The sequence below is a fragment of the Bradyrhizobium sp. CCBAU 51745 genome (genome assembly GCF_028128715.1).
Taxonomy (GTDB): Bacteria; Pseudomonadota; Alphaproteobacteria; order Rhizobiales; family Xanthobacteraceae; genus Bradyrhizobium; species Bradyrhizobium manausense.
In genome coordinates this window covers 209,332-224,850 of sequence record NZ_LBJP01000088.1, presented here as the reverse complement: position 1 = coordinate 224,850, position 15,519 = coordinate 209,332, and the positions used below count along the sequence as shown (strand labels likewise).

16 protein-coding genes are annotated in these 15,519 nt (G+C 65.2%); 6 read left to right on the top strand and 10 right to left on the bottom strand.

Annotation, left to right across the window (positions count from 1 at the left end; all coding sequences use genetic code 11):
• Positions 1–26 precede the first annotated feature (26 nt).
• Positions 27–317 (top strand): hypothetical protein, encoded by a 291-nt coding sequence (locus XH98_RS30160; RefSeq protein ID WP_271620762.1) that lies wholly within the window; start codon positions 27–29, stop codon positions 315–317.
• 21 nt (positions 318–338) lie between these two features.
• Here XH98_RS30160 and XH98_RS30155 read toward each other — a convergent pair whose 3' ends face one another.
• Together XH98_RS30155 and XH98_RS30150 are read right to left on the bottom strand one after the other, a co-directional pair.
• Entirely contained in the window at positions 339–593 is a 255-nt protein-coding gene (locus tag XH98_RS30155; RefSeq protein ID WP_271620761.1) for a DUF3551 domain-containing protein, read from the bottom strand.
• A gap of 63 nt (positions 594–656) precedes the next feature.
• Positions 657–908, bottom strand: coding sequence for a DUF3551 domain-containing protein (locus XH98_RS30150; RefSeq protein ID WP_271603486.1), 252 nt, complete (start codon positions 906–908; stop codon positions 657–659).
• Positions 909–1,129: 221 nt separating this feature from the next.
• Between XH98_RS30150 and XH98_RS30145 the strand changes: the two genes are divergently transcribed.
• The gene (locus tag XH98_RS30145; protein ID WP_271620760.1) at positions 1,130–1,453 is read left to right on the top strand and encodes a hypothetical protein; all 324 of its coding nucleotides are present in this window, start codon (positions 1,130–1,132) and stop codon (positions 1,451–1,453) included.
• 78 nt (positions 1,454–1,531) lie between these two features.
• Here XH98_RS30145 and XH98_RS30140 read toward each other — a convergent pair whose 3' ends face one another.
• The 5 genes from XH98_RS30140 to XH98_RS30120 form a co-directional block, all read right to left on the bottom strand.
• Positions 1,532–1,948 carry an SRPBCC family protein gene (locus XH98_RS30140; RefSeq protein ID WP_271620759.1) on the bottom strand — a complete coding sequence of 139 codons (417 nt, stop codon included), beginning with the start codon at positions 1,946–1,948 and terminating at the stop codon, positions 1,532–1,534.
• A 200-nt stretch (positions 1,949–2,148) separates the two neighbouring features.
• Positions 2,149–2,673, bottom strand: a complete 525-nt coding sequence (locus tag XH98_RS30135) for a hypothetical protein (protein WP_271620798.1) — start codon at positions 2,671–2,673, stop codon at positions 2,149–2,151.
• Positions 2,674–2,740: 67 nt separating this feature from the next.
• Positions 2,741–3,703: a tetratricopeptide repeat-containing protein gene (locus XH98_RS30130; RefSeq protein WP_271620758.1), complete on the bottom strand. Its 963-nt coding sequence runs from the start codon at positions 3,701–3,703 to the stop codon at positions 2,741–2,743.
• A gap of 81 nt (positions 3,704–3,784) precedes the next feature.
• Positions 3,785–4,816, bottom strand: a complete 1,032-nt coding sequence (locus tag XH98_RS30125) for an alpha/beta fold hydrolase (RefSeq protein ID WP_333932774.1) — start codon at positions 4,814–4,816, stop codon at positions 3,785–3,787.
• A gap of 132 nt (positions 4,817–4,948) precedes the next feature.
• Positions 4,949–5,974, bottom strand: coding sequence for a serine hydrolase domain-containing protein (locus XH98_RS30120; protein WP_271620757.1), 1,026 nt, complete (start codon positions 5,972–5,974; stop codon positions 4,949–4,951).
• A 186-nt stretch (positions 5,975–6,160) separates the two neighbouring features.
• Here XH98_RS30120 and plsY point away from each other — a divergent pair, with 186 nt between their 5' ends.
• A complete protein-coding gene (gene plsY / locus XH98_RS30115; RefSeq protein WP_271620756.1) occupies positions 6,161–6,829 on the top strand; it encodes a glycerol-3-phosphate 1-O-acyltransferase PlsY in 669 nt (222 codons plus the stop codon).
• A gap of 4 nt (positions 6,830–6,833) precedes the next feature.
• Here the strand turns inward: plsY and XH98_RS30110 are convergent, their stop codons facing one another.
• Together XH98_RS30110 and XH98_RS30105 are read right to left on the bottom strand one after the other, a co-directional pair.
• Positions 6,834–7,580, bottom strand: coding sequence for a hypothetical protein (locus XH98_RS30110; protein ID WP_271603481.1), 747 nt, complete (start codon positions 7,578–7,580; stop codon positions 6,834–6,836).
• A 31-nt stretch (positions 7,581–7,611) separates the two neighbouring features.
• Entirely contained in the window at positions 7,612–9,219 is a 1,608-nt protein-coding gene (locus XH98_RS30105) for an amidase family protein (protein ID WP_271620755.1), read from the bottom strand.
• Between the two features lie 201 nt (positions 9,220–9,420).
• Here XH98_RS30105 and XH98_RS30100 point away from each other — a divergent pair, with 201 nt between their 5' ends.
• Positions 9,421–10,572, top strand: coding sequence for an acyl-CoA dehydrogenase family protein (locus XH98_RS30100; RefSeq protein ID WP_271620754.1), 1,152 nt, complete (start codon positions 9,421–9,423; stop codon positions 10,570–10,572).
• A 420-nt stretch (positions 10,573–10,992) separates the two neighbouring features.
• On the opposite strand, the gene XH98_RS30095 is transcribed toward XH98_RS30100, so the two are convergent.
• Positions 10,993–13,080 carry a putative bifunctional diguanylate cyclase/phosphodiesterase gene (locus XH98_RS30095; RefSeq protein ID WP_271603950.1) on the bottom strand — a complete coding sequence of 696 codons (2,088 nt, stop codon included), beginning with the start codon at positions 13,078–13,080 and terminating at the stop codon, positions 10,993–10,995.
• A 529-nt stretch (positions 13,081–13,609) separates the two neighbouring features.
• Between XH98_RS30095 and mepA the strand changes: the two genes are divergently transcribed.
• On the top strand, positions 13,610–14,569 hold the full coding sequence (gene mepA, locus XH98_RS30090) for a penicillin-insensitive murein endopeptidase (protein WP_271620753.1): 960 nt from the start codon (positions 13,610–13,612) through the stop codon (positions 14,567–14,569).
• A gap of 315 nt (positions 14,570–14,884) precedes the next feature.
• Entirely contained in the window at positions 14,885–15,388 is a 504-nt protein-coding gene (locus XH98_RS30085) for a hypothetical protein (RefSeq protein WP_271603477.1), read from the top strand.
• The last annotated feature ends 131 nt before the right edge of the window (positions 15,389–15,519 follow it).

The following is a 15,519-nucleotide window of genomic DNA, read 5'->3' as shown; positions in this document are numbered from 1 at the left end:
CCTGCGATCTTCATCGGGATCGACGCATGCATACGCTCGCCATGGCCGTTGCATACGGCCTCTACCTCGTCGTCGTGATCGGAGCGATAGGGCTCGCGATCATTGCCGTGTTCTGGCTCCCCGATCGCCTGCTTGGATTTCGGCGAGTCGAGGGGATCGTGGTGGTCCCCCTGGCGACGATCGCGATCTGGCTGCTTCTGTCCTATGGCGCGGTGCCGCTGCCCGGCATCCTGATCATCAGTCCGCACAAGCTTCTGGCAGGCCTGGCACTGACCTGCGGATTGATCTGGTGCTTTGTCGAAGACAATTGGCTGTGAGGTTCGACCGCGCAAGCGCACCTATCGGGGACGCGGAAGGCGGACCGGCTCGGCCGGCCGTTCCTGCACATAGGGGTTCGTCAAGCACATGGCGGAAAGGCCTGAAGCCGCCGCCCTGCACTCGTCCCAGGAACTATACTGGCATGAAATATAGGTGGCGCCCCCCCACTCCCATGTCTGCAGGCACACCGGATAATTGCCGTTGAACCGTTGAGCCGAGGCCGGCGTGGACGCGGACATTGCGATCCAGGCCAGCAGAAGGAGAACCGCGCGCATGATGTGACTCCGGGGATGTTCGAATCCGGCTTGCCGCAGCGGACTGCCGCGCGCCTGCCGGACTTACTGTGATCTCTGCGTCCGGCGCGGAGGCGGAGGTGGCGCCGCCTGCCTGAACCTCACGCGCGGATTGATGTCGCAATAGAGGTTCCATCGTCCGGATGCCGAGGCCAGGCACTGCTCTCGCGTCTCATACATGCAGTCGCCGGAATAGCCGAGCTCTCCGCCCATGACGCACCAGGGATAATCACGGTCAGCGCGCGCTGCGGAAGAGAGCCCCACCACCATGACAACAACCAGAATGGCGATTCGCATGAGATCCTCCATCTTGTCAGCCGAACCGCGCCGCAAAATGCTGGACCCTGGCAACGTCGCCGGTCGGCTGAACATGGCTTACGAATTGTTCCCCGAAAGGGCAAGCACCAATCCTGCAGCGCACGACATCGTGCCTCATCTGTCACGAGGGATCACCATCGGTTTAGGAACGTCCTCACGCGGCTTCGGTTGACCGGCACAACCTCAAACGGAGTTGAACGATGCGAAAGACAATCTTCTCGCTGACCATGTGCGCGCTGCTTGCCGGAGCGTCGATCGGTTTCGCCCACGCGCAGGCAGGCGGCAGCGGCGCTGGCGGAGCAGGTGCCGGCGCTGGTGCCGGAACAGGCGGTGCCGGTGTGGGGACCGGAGCAGCCGGCTCCTCGGCGGGTACCGGATCGAGCGGCGGCACAACCGGCATGGGCGGCAGCGCTGGCACCGGCAGCACTGGCGGGGCCGCGTCGGCAGGCGGCAGCAATGGCGGTCAGGGAGGAGGTCCCCAGGCCCTTCGTCCAGGCAGAGCCAAAGATCCGACCCGTCGCTGACGCTATCGCCCTGTCACCTGACACGGAAAGAGGCTGCTGAGCCCCGCTCGGCAGCCTCTGTTTTGTTAACTCGGCGCCTTACGACGCCTTCTGCTTCGCCTCGACATATCGTGCAAAGTTGTCGAGAATCGCCTGCCAGCCGGCTTGCTGCTGCTCGACCGAATGGGTGGTTTCGCCATCGAAGGCGACGCGGACGACAACGCCCTTGGGGCCAGGCACGAAATCGACCTCGGCCTTGCGATCGCCGAAGGCATATTCGATCCGCTTGTGCTCGATGATCTTCGTGTAGGTGCCGGCGAAGTCGAAACCCATGCTGCCGTCCTTGGCCTCCATGCGGGACGAGAACAGGCCGCCTTCGCGCAAATCGACCGTCGCCCTGGTCGTATGCCAATCGTCCGACGCGGCGTTCCACTTCACGATGTCGGCAGGCGTCGTGTAGGCACGCCAGACCTGATCGATGGGGGCGGCGACGCTGGTTTCGACGGTGATTCTCATGGGTTATTGCTCCAGTTCGATATTTGACGGCGCGAGGTGACGACATCGCGGCCCGTGCGCGGGATTGGTTGACAGCACTTCCGCGGCGTGTCCACCCAAGGACGGTCGAGACCCGCCCATGCCGACATGGTCGCGCCGTCAATGCGATAAAAAATGGAAAGCTGACGCCGGGGACGACCGGCCTGCTTGCGGCCGGCGCGTCAGCAGACCTTCTGAAAGCGCGCGCGCCAGCGCGACGCCTTGACTGGCGGCAGCACGTAGCTCTTGCCCTCGGCCGAAACCGTCAGCGGCTGGCCGGAGCTTAGGAGATCCAGGAATTGAGTTTCCAGCTCGCCCCAGACGTCCTCGCCGAGGTCGGGATGGCCGAGGTCCGCCTGGTTGAACCACGAGGTGTCAGGCGGGAAGTTTTCGGGGGCGGCGTAGGTGAAGCCGGCAAAATCCATCTGCGTCTTGCCGTTGCCGATCGTGATCGTGGCCTCGGTGTGATCCTGCTTCGGGGCCTGCCCCGGATAGACCGCATCGAGCTCGTAATGCGTCCCGCAGCCGAAGCGAAACACTGTCTTGTGGTTGACGTCGTTGAAGGTGAGCCATGGCCGGTCGTAGCGGTCCATCTCGAGTGTCCATGCGCCGCGCAGGATGTCCTTCGACGGGCCGCCGGCGGCCGTTGCGGCAGACAATCCGAGCCACGACAGGGCGAGGACAAGTCCGAGCAGTCTTGCAAGCATCGGCACGGCAACCTCTCAACGCGATCCGCGATGATCCTCACAGCAAAGGCGCTTCGCGCGGGCCTGTTCAGATCGCCCCTGTCTTGCCGCGAATGGCCATCGACCGCTTGATGACTTGCTGCGCGTCGGCGTAGCGGCCCTCATCCTTGTAGAGATCGGCCAAATTCTCCAGCACGTCGGCAATGTCAGGATGGTCAGGGCCGAGCGTCTTCTCCATGGTGGCGACCGATTGCTTGTACAGCCGCTCGGCGTCAGCCAGACGGCCCTGGCGCCCGTAGAGTGCGGCCAGGTTGTTCTGCGCCTGCGCGATATCGGGGTGATCGGGCCCATACGCCTTCTCCGTTACCGCCATCGCGCGCTTGAGCAGCCGCTCGGCCTCGGCATAGCGATGCCGGTGGATATAGGCGTCGGCGAGATTGCTCATCAGCACCGTGGCTTCGGGATCGTCCGGACCGTGCGCCTTCTCGAGCACGGCGAGCCCGCGCTTGAACAGCGGCACGGCCTGGTCGTAGCGGTGCTGATTGCTGTAGACGGCGGCGAGGTTGCTCAGCGCCAGCACGATGGAGGGATCGTTGGGACCGCGCGCCTTCTCGCCGATCGCGAGCGACCGCTTCAGCAGCGGCTCCGCATCGGCGTAGCGCTCTTCCACGCGGTAGAGCTCGCCGAGATTGTTCAGCACCATCGCGACCTCGGGATCGTCAGGGCCGAGCGTCTTCTCCCGGATCGCCAGCGAGCGCTTGTACAGGAGCTCGGCGACCGGATATTGACCGAGATTGTAATGAATGGTGCCGAGGTCATTCAACGGCATCGCGACGTGGGCATCGTCGGCGCCGAATTCCTTCTCGCGCAGGGCCAGCGCCTGCTGGGCGAGCGGCAGCGCCTCGGTGTATTTGCCGGCCCGATAAAGCTCTTTCATCTGCCGGGTGAGCGTGCCGGCCTCATCCTCGCTTGCATGAGACGGCGTGGCCAGCGACAAGCTCAGCGCGAGCGCGGTCATCGCAACACAGATCGATGCTTTCAGGGCCTTCATCGCACGTTCCTCGCCGCTGATGTCAGGGGCTTCAGTGGCTTTGGTGCGCCTGGAGGCCGGGCAGGTTCAATGCGGGCGGGATCAAGTGAAGAAGTTGCGCAGCTTTTCGATCACCAGCTCCGGCGCCTCCTCGGGCAGATAATGTCCGCAAGGCAGGCTTTCGCCGCTGATCTCCACGGCCTTTTCGCGCCAGGTCTGGCGCACGTCGTAGGTCGATCCGACGACGCCCTTTTCGCCCCACAGCGCGAGCAACGGGCACGCGATCCGCTTGTCTGCATCGGCCGCATCGTGGACCAGATCGATGCCGGCGGCGGCGCGGTAATCCTCGCAGACGGCGTGCAGCGTCTCAGCCGTATAGCAGCGGCGGTATTCCGCGAGGGCGAGCGGATCGATCGCGCCCGGCGTCTTGTTCTGCTTGTTGATATGCGCCTGCAGATAGAAGTCGAGATTGTTGCCGATCAGGGTTTCCGGCAGCGGCGCGGGCTGGCTCAGGAAGAACCACCACATGTAGCGCATGGCAAAATCCTTGGTCACCTGGGCGTACATCGTCGCGGTCGGCGCGATGTCGAGCACGGCGGCCCTGGTCACGGCGGCGGGATGATCCAGCAGCAGGCGGTGCAGGACGCGTCCGCCGCGGTCGTGACCTGCCGCGAAGAAGCGCTCGAAGCCGAGCGCGCGCATCACCTCGACCTGGTCGCGCGCCATCTCGCGCTTGGAATAGGCGATGCTGTCCTTGCCGCCGTCGGGCTTGCTGGAATCGCCGTAGCCCCTGAGGTCGGTGAGCACGACCGTGAAACGCTCGGCGAGCTTTGGCGCGACCTTGTGCCAGCACACCAGCGTTTGCGGATGGCCGTGCAACAACAGGAGCGGCGGCCCCTCGCCTTTCACGACGGTGTTGATCTCCGCGCCCGATGTCCTGATGCGGCTACGGCGAAAGCCCGGCAGCAGTTTTTCGATCCGGTCGGTGGCCACGGCTGTCTTCTCCTCGGCGAACGCGGGCAGATTTAGCATCGTCGAACCAATCGCGCCCGTGGTCGTCGCCGCGAGCGACACCAGGCGGCGGCGGGTCAAGCTCGCATCGGACGGACGTTCTGCCTGCCTGTTGTCGGACATATCGCACTCCCCGGACGGAATTGGCTTTTCCGGGAAGGTGCCGGCCTGACCGGTGGAAATCCAATGTCAGGTCAAAATATGATTATGCATGGCTTGCATAACCAGCTCGGCCGAGTAACGCCGATGCTTCGATCAATTCCGCGAGGTCGCCGGCAGGATGTAGCGATCCAGCAGGTCCAGCTCGGGCGCGACCATGTTCTTGGATTCCCGGCCCGCGTTGAAGACGACGACCATGTCGAGCGCGGGGATGATGATGGTCTTTTGCGAATTGAAGCCAAGTGCAGCGGCCCATTGAATGGCGCCGTCCTTGTCGGGCGAATGCCCGACCCACCATTGATAGCCATAGCTGAACGCGGCCTTGTCCGTCTCGATGTGCGCGGCCGTCGATTGATCGATCCAGGAGGCCGAAACGATCTGCCTGCCGTTCCAGGCACCGCGATTGAGAACGAGCTGGCCGATCTTCGCCCAATCGCGCGGCCGCAGGCTCAGGCCGCTCGACGACGTGGGAAGACCGTTCACCGGATGCTTATACCAGGCAACATCCTCGATCCCGAGCGGGGCGAAGATATTCTCCCGAGCCAGCACGTCGACGCCTTTCCCGGTGACCTTCTTCAGGATGGTGCCGATCAACTCCGTTTCCGCATTGTTATACTGGAAGGAAACGCCGGGAGCCCTCTCGAAGCCCAATCCTGCCGACATCGTCAGGAGATGGCGCAACGTAATGCGATCGTTGTCGGATCCGCGCAAGCTCGCATCGTCGGGCAGATACGACGCGATCGGAGCGTCCAGATCCTTGATCAAACCGCGATCCATGGCGATGCCAACCAGCAGCGAGACCACGCTCTTGGTCATGGAATAGCCGTTGTGCCGCGTGGTCGCGTCGTAATTGAGCTGATGCGGATAGTCGTAGTAGCTCTCGTAGACGAGCACGCCGTGCCTGATGACGATGATGTCGTCGACATTGGCGAGCTTGCCGCCGCGGATACCCTCGTCCATCGCGCACAGTAGTGCCGCGTTCAGTCCTTGCTTGTCCGGCGCGGACATCGCCCATCCGTCGTGAATTTCGTGCGGACTGCCGCAGGCTGATGCAGGCTCGGCGGTGACGGGACTGAAGATCACGGCACACACCGCTGCAACGACGCTGGTCCATGTCCGCATGTCAGGCCCCACCATTCCCCACGACGACATCGCGAGAATGCCGTTCGATGTGTGACCGTTTTGCGGCGTTGCAAGCGTCGGACGAGCCTTCATTTCAGGCAGGCGAATGCAACACGGCGCGAGGGGATGATGGCGATCAGGCGAAGTCCGCGATAACATGGCGTCGCGGACATTGGACACGTATCGATGGCTTTCTGGATCGCGAGCGCAGCCGGATTGGTGATCGCCTATCTGCTCGGCTCGATACCCACGGGCTATCTCGCGGGCAAACTGCTTGGGGGCATCGATATCAGGGCGCATGGCTCCAGATCGACCGGCGCGACGAATGTGCTGCGGACTCTTGGCAAATGGCCGGCCCTGGCGGTGCTCGTCGTCGATGTGCTGAAGGGCGTGGCTGCGATCCTCATTGCCCGCGCGTTCTGCCCCTGGCTGTATGGCGTAATGTCTCCGACCTCGCCGACGGCGGCCGATCTGCAAGCCTGGGTGCCATGGGGGGTGAGCCTTGCCGGCATTGCCGCGTTGCTCGGTCACGGCCGCTCGATCTGGCTGAATTTCACCGGCGGCAAATCGGCGGCGACCGGTCTTGGTGTGCTGCTGGCGATATCATGGCCGGTGGGACTGGGTGCGGCGGCAGTCTTCGGCATCGCGCTGGCGCTGTCGCGGATCGTCTCCTTGAGCTCGATGCTGGCGGCGATGACCGCCGTCATTCTCGTCTGCAGCCTGCCGCACCCGCTGCCCTATCGGCTGCTGGTGATCGCAGGCAGCCTCTATGTGATCATCCGCCATCGCGCCAATATTCAGCGGCTGCTCGCGGGCACGGAGCCGCGGCTCGGGCAAAGCAGCCCGGTTTCGTGAGCGCCTAATTCACCACCTGCAGCGCAGCTGTGAATTTGCCGAGATCGGCGCGGGCGACTTCGTCCGGCGCCCATTTTGGCAGGTCGGCGAGCTCGGCGATCACGCGCGTGCGGTCCTCCGGCAACAGATAGCTCGCCCAAACCTCGCGCGTGTCGCGCAGCGAAGCCGCCACCAGGCGGGCGTTTTCGGGCTTGCTGGCGCCCTGGATCGCCGCGCAGACCGTGGACAGGATGTAGAGGGCGCTGTTCCTGCGGAGGCCCGCAAATCCCTCCTCGCGGATGCGGGTGCGATGCTCCGGCGGGAGCTCGTTCCAGAACATCTGGCTCGCAACCGCCTCGCGGGCGAGGCCGCGGATCATGAAGCTGACCGCCGTCGCGTATTGGTCACCATACTCGATCATATTGCGCCCGGCCGCCACGAGATCAGGCTGTGGCCCCGGCTTGGCGCCGTAGAAGATGAAGAGCTTGTGGCTCTGGTTGGCGGCGTCGATCCAGTCCGGCAGCCAGTTCATGTCGCTCGCCTCCGGGGGCGGCAGCAGGGCGAATGCGTCGACGTCGTAGATGTGGCCAAGCATGGCGGCGACGTCAGGCCGGGTCAGGTCAGGCCGCTGGCCCTTTTTCGCGACCCCGTCGATATAGGCCTTGAAGGCCTTGGCGGCATCGCGCGCGGCGTTCAGCTCGTGGATGCCATCCTGCGCAAAGGCGGGCGAGGCGAAGGCGAGCAGGACCAGGAGGATTCTGACGATCGGCATCACAATTGGTCGCAGGCCGCACGGCCGAGGTTCAGAGCGCCGGCAGGCCGGGCGGGGCTTTGCGCAGCTGCGAGGCGTGCTCATAGGCGTAGGCGAGCTGCAACAGCTTGTGCTCGCTCCAGGCACGGCCTGCGAAGGTGACACCGACCGGGCAATCCATGTCCGTACCGTCGGCGCCAGGGTCGAGGCCTGCGGGCACCATGACGCTGGGATAGCCGGCGTTGGCAGCAATCGCTGCGCCCATCGCGGCGGGGAACAGGACGGCATCAAGCTTGTGCTGGTTCATGTAGGCATCCATGCCATGCGTCCTGGCCGCGAGCAGATCCATGGCGCGCGCGGATTTGTACTCGCGCTCGCTCAGATCGCCTTTGGTGAGGTCGGCGGCGAGAAACAGGTCCTGGCCGAAGCGCAAGGCTTCTTTCGCGTTCGCCGCGTTGAAAGCGATGATGTCGGCCATCGTCTTGATTTCGGTATTGGTCGCCCAATCCTTCAGATAGCGATTCAGACCGTATTTCAGCTCGTAGAGAAACACGATCGGCGCGCCGGTCGGATTGCCCTTGTTCTTGCTCAGCGGATTGCGGTTGAGCACGGCCATCTTGGTGCCGGGGCCGGCCAGCCAGCCACGCGTCGGCATGTTGGCGCGCACGATGACGGCCCCGAGATCTTGCAACATCCCGATGACCTCGGCCATCAGCTTGGCGCCGTTGGGCGGCAGCTTGCCGTAATAGCAGTCGTTCAGCGGATCGGAGGGATCGCTCGGCACGCCGATGCGCGCCTCTTTCAGCGCATCGCGGGCGAGATCGGCGGTGTAATCAGCCGGCCTGCGCAGCCGCTCCGTGATGGGATCGCGCGGGTCGCTGACGGCCAGCACGTTCAACAATATCGACGCGTCGCGTACGGTGCGTGTCATAGGCCCCGCCGTGTCCTGGCTGTGCGCGATCGGCACGATGCCGGCGCGGCTGATCAGCCCGACCGTCGGCTTCACGGTGACGATGCCGTTGCGGCTGGCCGGATGCAGCAGCGAGCCCGAGGTTTCGGTGCCGATCGAAGCCGCGCACAAACCGGCCGCCACGGCGACAGCCGACCCCGAGCTCGATCCACCCGGAGTGACGACCGGGATGTCGTGATCGCCCATCAGCGCCGGCGCGAAAGGATTCCTCACCTGACCGCCGAGCGAGGAATAGCCCGAGGGCATCTCGACCGCGAGAATGTTGGCGAACTCGGTCAAATTCGCCTTGCCGAGGATCACCGCGCCGGCCTTGCGCAGCAGCTTGATGACCGTGGCGTCGCGCCGCGCGCGCGCACCCTCCAGCGCCAGCGATCCCGCCGTGGTCGGCTGCCGGTCCGAGGTCGCGATGTTGTCCTTGACCAGGATCGGCACGCCGGCCAGCGGCCGTTTCGCCGACGGTCTGGTGCCGTCGAGCTCGCCTGCGATCGCGAGCGCGTCCGGATTGAGCGCGCGGACGGAATTCAGCGCCGGCCCGCCGCGGTCATAAGCTGCGATGCGGGCGAGATAGGCTTTCGTGAGCGCGGTCGCGGTGGTTCGCCCGCCGGCGAGGGCCTCGATGATATCGCTCATCGGCGCATCCTCGAGCCTCAGCTCGGGCGGCGTGGCGGCGCCGCGGGTTGGCTTCTTCATGACGTGCCCCTCGTATATGCTACAAAACGTAGCATTCAACCCGATGGCTCGACAAGGTGATCAGGAGCGCAGCAAGGCAGCAGATCGGGGCGTTCATCTCTGTGCGCGTGGCTGACGACACGGACCACCTTGATCCCTCCCGCCGAATAGACCACCATCGCGTTTCACCGCTCACGGTAGAAGGGGCGAGGAAGCGCAGACATGGACGGAACTGTCGGATTCGATCTCGTCGCGCGGGCGCGGGCCATCGCGCCGCTGATTGCTGACGAAGCAGACGAGATCGAGCGGACACGGCGGCTGACGTCTGGCGTCGTCCAGGCGCTGATCGGGAACGGGCTCTATCGCGCGCTGCTGCCGCGGAGCCTCGGCGGATCGGAAGCACCGCCAGAGATCTTCATGCAGATGCTGGAGGAGGTCGCCAAGGCCGACGCCTCCACGGCCTGGTGCCTCGGCCAAAACAGCGTCTGCGCGATGATCGCCGCCGCCCTCGACCACGATAGCGCGCACGAGATCTTCAACACCGCATCAGGCATCCTCGCCTGGGGCGCGGTGGCGCATGAGGCGCGCGCGGTGGAAGGCGGCTACCGCGTCACAGGGCGGTGGGATTTTGCCTCGGGCTCGCGGCAGGCGAGCTGGCTCGGCGCGCATGTCCGCATCGTCAATGCCGATGGCACGCCCCGGAAAAATGCCGATGGGTCGCCGGAGTTGCGCACCATCCTGTTTCCGCTTGCCAGCGCGGTGCTGCACGACGTCTGGCAGGCGATCGGCCTTGCCGGCACCGGCACCGATTCCTATGAGGTGAAAGACCTCTTCGTCCCCGATCGCTTCGCCGTATTCCGCGACGTGCCGGAAGCCTTGCGCGAGCCGGGCCCGCTCTACCGGCTGCCGACCGGCTCGACCTTCAGCCTCGGCTTTGCAGCGGTCTCGCTCGGCGTCGCGCGCGCGACGCTGGATGCGGCGATCGCGCTGGCGCGCGGCAAGCACCAGTCACTGGCCGCACACGCGATGCGCGACAACCAGGCGGTCCAGGGCCTGGTCGGCCGCACCGAAGGTGACCTGCGCGCCGCACGCGCCTATCTCTACGCGACAGCACATGCGATGTGGCACGACCTCTCGGCATCAGGCGTCTTCAGCGCGGCGCACCGGAGCGCCGTCCGCCTCGCCGCGACCTGGACCATTCAGCAATCGGCAAAAGTGGTCGACACCGCCTATCGCATGGCCGGCGCCACGGCCGTATTCCGCAGCAACCCGTTCGAGCGGCGGTTTCGCGACATGCACGCCATCACCCAGCAGATCCAGGCGCGCGATACGCATTATGAGGATGTGGGAAAGGTGATTCTCGCCGGCGGCTGAGAGGCCGCCACATCGTCCGCCACGACCCGCAGCAGCACATCCTTCGAACGGCGATGCCAGCAGAAAGTTGCGTCCCTCGACGAGGCGTAGCCCGGCCGGGTGCGAATGTGCCGGGGGCGGCTACTATGGCGGCGGCTACGGCTATGTCGACGATTCCTGCCTGCCCTCCGGCCCCTACTCCGGGTATTAGACGCGAAGCTCGCGAACGTGAGATGCAGACGCCAACCCGCGCTGACGCTGCGCTCCCTCCCCCGCTTGCGGGGGAGGGTTGGGGAGAGGGTGTCTCCCTCGCGAGAACCCCCAAAGAGGAGAAAGCCCTCACCCGCGCCTTCGGCGCGACCTCTCCCGCAAGCGGGAGAGGTTAGCCGAGAGAGCGGCGCGTCCCTTACATTGGAGAATCATGATGAATCGCGCTTTGGATCACGCCACCAGCGCGTCGTCGTCATCCGCGCCATCAATGCCGCGCTGCGCCGCGAGCAGGCTGATGATCTCGACGTTCGGCCGGGCCTTGCTGAACAGAAAACCCTGGCCCTCGTCGCAACCTTCGGCGCGGAGGCAGCTCAGCTCGGCTTCGGTCTCGACGCCTTCGGCGGTGATGGTGACACCAAGGCCTTTGCCGAGGCTGACGATGGAGCGGATGATCGCCTGCGCCTCGCGGTTTGCACCGAGATCGCGCACGAAGGACTGGTCGATCTTGATCTTGTCGAACGGGAAGCTGCGCAGATAGCTGAGGCTGGAATAGCCGGTACCGAAATCGTCCATCGAGATGCGCACGCCGAGCGCACGCAGCGCATGCAGCGTCGCCAGCACCTGCGCGCTCTTCTCCAGCAGCAGCGTCTCGGTGATCTCGAGCTCGAGCCGGCGCGGCGGCAGGCCGGAATGCTTCAGCGCGTCCGTCACCACCGACAGCAGATTGCCGCTGCGAAACTGCAACGGCGACAAATTGACGGCGACGCGGACGTCGTCCGGCCAGGTCGCGGCATCGAGGCAGGCGCGGCGCAGCATCAGGCCGCCGAGCGGATTGATCAGCCCGGTCTCTTCAGCGACCGGAATGAACTCGGCCGGCGAGACCATGCCGCGCTCGGCATGCGGCCAGCGCACCAAAGCCTCGAAGCCGGTGATGCGGCCGCTCGATAGGTCGATCAGCGGCTGATAATAGGGGCGCAGCACGTCGTTCTGGATGGCATCGCGCAGCTCGACCTCGATCTTGCGGCGACTCTGCGCCCTGGCATCGAGCGCGGCCTCGAAGAAGGCGAAGCTGCCGCGCGCATCCTGCTTGGCGCGCGACAGCGCCATGCCGGCGCTCTTGAGCAGCTTTTCGGACTCCTCGCCGTCGCCGGGCGCCATCGCGATGCCGATGGAGGCGCCGATCACCACGGAATGGCCGTCGAGCAGATAGGGATCGGCGATGGCCTCGAGCAGCCGCTTGGCGAGGCCCACCGCGTCCTCGGGCCGCGCCAGGCCGCTCTGCGCGATCGCGAACTCGTCGGAATTGAGCCGTGCCAGCGCGTCTTCCTCGCGCAAGGTCGAGCGCAGCCGCTTGGCGACGCCGCGCAACAGCTTGTCGGCTATCGCGTGCCCCAGCGTGTCGTTGACCGCCTTGAAATTGTCGAGCCCGAGCATCAGCACCGCGACCTTCTCGGAGCTGCGGCGGGTGTGCAGCAGCATCTCGTCCATGGTCTGGCGCAGCAAATTGCGGTTCGGCAGGCCGGTCAGGGCGTCATGCTGGGCCATGAAGGCAAGCCGCGCCTCGGCGCGCTTGCGCTCGGTGATGTCCATCAGCGCCAGCAGCACCGCGGGCCGGTCGGCATAGGTCAATTCGCGGGAATAGATCGCAAGGTCGATCAGCGCACCGTCGGCCTTGACGTGCTTCCAGATGCGCGCGGCCTGCTCGTCGCTGGACCGGTCGGCGGTCCAGGGCGGCTCGCTGTCGAAGGCCTGCAGCGAGCGGATCTTCAGCCGCTCGAACTCGGCGCGGCTGTAGCCGTAATGCGCGATCGCGGCGTCATTGACGCCGAGGATGCGCTCGTCGTCCAACGCGCAGACGATCATGGGGACGGGATTGCCGTCGAACAGCAGGCGGAACGAGGCCTCGCGCTGCTTCAATTCGGTGATGTCGACGCGCAGGCCGACCACGCCGCCGTCATCGGTGCGGCGTTCCTCGATCAGAATGACGCGGCCGTCGGACAACGTCTGCTCATGACGCTTGCCGGGCTCGTAGAGCTTCTTCAACCGTGCGGCGATCCACTCCTCCTCGTGGCCGGCCGCTTCCGGATAGTCGCCGCGGGCGACGCCGACGCGCAGCGTGTCCTCCAGACGCGCGCCTTCCTGGAACAGATCGGCGGTCTTGCTGTAGATCTCGGCGTACTGCTTGTTCCAGAGAACGTAGCGGCCTTCGGGATCGAGGATGACGATGCCTTGCGGCAGGAGATCGACGGCCTGGCGCAGCCGGTCGTGCGACCTGCGGGCTTCCGCGATGGCGGCTTCAGCTTCCGCGCGGCTCTGCATGAGCAGATCGCGTTCGATCAGCGGACGATTCGCGCGCGCAAAGCGCGGCTTGCGCGGCTGTCCCGCGACCACGCCCTGCTTTCGCTTTTTTGTTTTTTTGGACCCCAAACTCAACTTCACACGCCTTAACCGCGCCCAGCGGCCGCAACTCTTGCTCCAAGTATCTGAAAGAAAAGTAATCCTGGCCAGCGGCGGCACCGACAAGCGGGCCGAGCGTCGGACCATTTTGCCCGTTCGCGAGGCGCGAGAAGCCTCGCCAGGCGCGTCGAACCTGCTTCCGCGTCGCGATCGGCGAGAGAGAAGGCGCAAAAACGCGCAGTCTCCATGAATCAATTCCGGAACAGACGCCGCTTGCATGCAGGCGGCACGCGCATCTCGCTCCACGCACGAATTTTGGTCAATGCAGGATAGAGTTATCGCACCGTTAAGGAACGGCCGGCATGGGGATGATCGGCGGAAAATTAAATGTCGTGCTGGGCGCATCGCCGCGCGCGGCATCGGCTCCGCGATGGGCTATAAGAGTGTCAAGATGAGTCGCCGCCGCATCATTCCTCTCCTGCTTGCGATGACGCTCGTCGTCATAAAAGTCCTGGCCGCTGGCGGCGCGCTGGCCCAGGACAAGGGCAGCGTGAACCCGAAGCCGCTGCCGCCGCTCGCCAATCCCAATGATCCCAAGATCGGCGCCAAGGAGCTGTTCGCGCGAAAACTGCTGCCCTCGAAAGGGCCGGCGCACGTGATCGGCTCCTATGTGAAGGGCTGCATCGGCGGCGCCGAGCAGATGCCGCTCAACGGCGACACCTGGCAGGTGATGCGGCTGTCGCGCAATCGCAACTACGGCCACCCCGACATAATCGCGCTGATCAAGCGCCTGGCGGCCAAGGCGCACAAGGACGCGGGCTGGCCGGGCATCCTGGTCGGCGATATCGGCCAGCCGCGCGGCGGGCCGGCGCTGTCAGGCCATGCCAGCCATCAGATCGGGCTGGACGCCGACATCTGGCTGACGCCGATGCCGGACCACCGGCTCTCGCGCGAGGAGCGCGAGGAGATGTCGGCGGTGATGATGGTGCGCGAGGATCGCCTCGACATCGATCCCAAAGTCTTCACATCAGGCCATGTGCTGGTGCTGCGCGATGCGGCGCAGGAGCCGGCGGTGCAGCGCATCTTCGTCAATCCTGCGATCAAGAAGGCGCTGTGTCGTGAGGCCAAGGGTGACCGCTCCTGGCTGTCGAAGATCCGGCCGTGGTGGGGCCACGACTATCACTTCCACATCCGCATGCGCTGCCCGGCCGGCGCCAGCGACTGCAAGGGCCAGCCGTCGCAATCCGAGGACGAAGGCTGCAAGCCCTCCGATCTCGCCTATTGGTTCAGCGAGGGCGTGCTGCATCCCAAGCCGCCGCCTGAGCCGCCGAAACCAAAGCCGCCGATGACCTTGGCGCAGATGCCGGCGGCCTGCAAAGCCGTGCTGCGGGCGCCGGACGCGAAGCCGTAGGGCATGTGGGCACGCTGGTGCCTCACACACCGCCGTCGTCCCGGCGCAGGCCGGGACCCATACTCCCAGGACGTCGTGAGGCGCGAAGTGGTCACTCCGACTCTTCGCCAAATGCGATCCTGCGGTTATGGATCCCGGGCTCGCGCTACGCGCGCCCCGGGATGACGATGAGTTGGTTGGTACGCACTCCCCAAAGGCACTAATATCCGCCTTGCCCCACGGCCGTAAGCCTGCGGCATTTCGGGATGCGCATCCCGCCTCCGACAAAACCTGACCGCACGCCGCGCCACCGCGTGGCCAACGATGAGAATTGACATGCGCGCCCTCAGCTTCCTTGCCGTGCTCTCGATCAGCGCGACCTCTGCCTTTGCCGCGGAGGAGCCCAGCGGCTGCGACAAGTTCAAATGGTCGATCGAGCGCGACCGTGCCGCGCTGACTGCACCTGACCGTGCCAAGCTGGCGTCGGGAGCCGAGCAGGCTGCGGTGCCCTCCTCGGCGATCACGCTGGGGCTGGTCGCACCTAACGAAGCAAAGCTGCCGTCGCCGCCCGAGCGCGCGCCGAAGGACGGCACCTTTGCCGGCTTCATCAGCATCCAGGCGGCCAAGGCCGGTCTCTACACGATCAGTCTGTCCTCCGGCGCCTGGGTCGATCTGGTCCAGGAGGGGCATGTCCTGAAACCCGTGGCCTTCAGCGGCGCGACCGATTGTGACGGCATCCGCAAGGCCATGAAATACGAGCTGTCGGACAAGCCCTTCGTGCTCCAGATCAGCGGCGCCAAGGACAATTCCCTGTCCATTTCCATCCTGCCAGCGCAATAAGCGGGTCCTTTGACCTCCGGCCTTAGCCTGCTATCCTCGCAGCTGCGATATCCCCGCCGGCCGTAAGCCGTCGCGGGGGGACGTGGAACAGCGCTTCCGCCCGTCGCGATCCAACCACCCACCGCCAGATT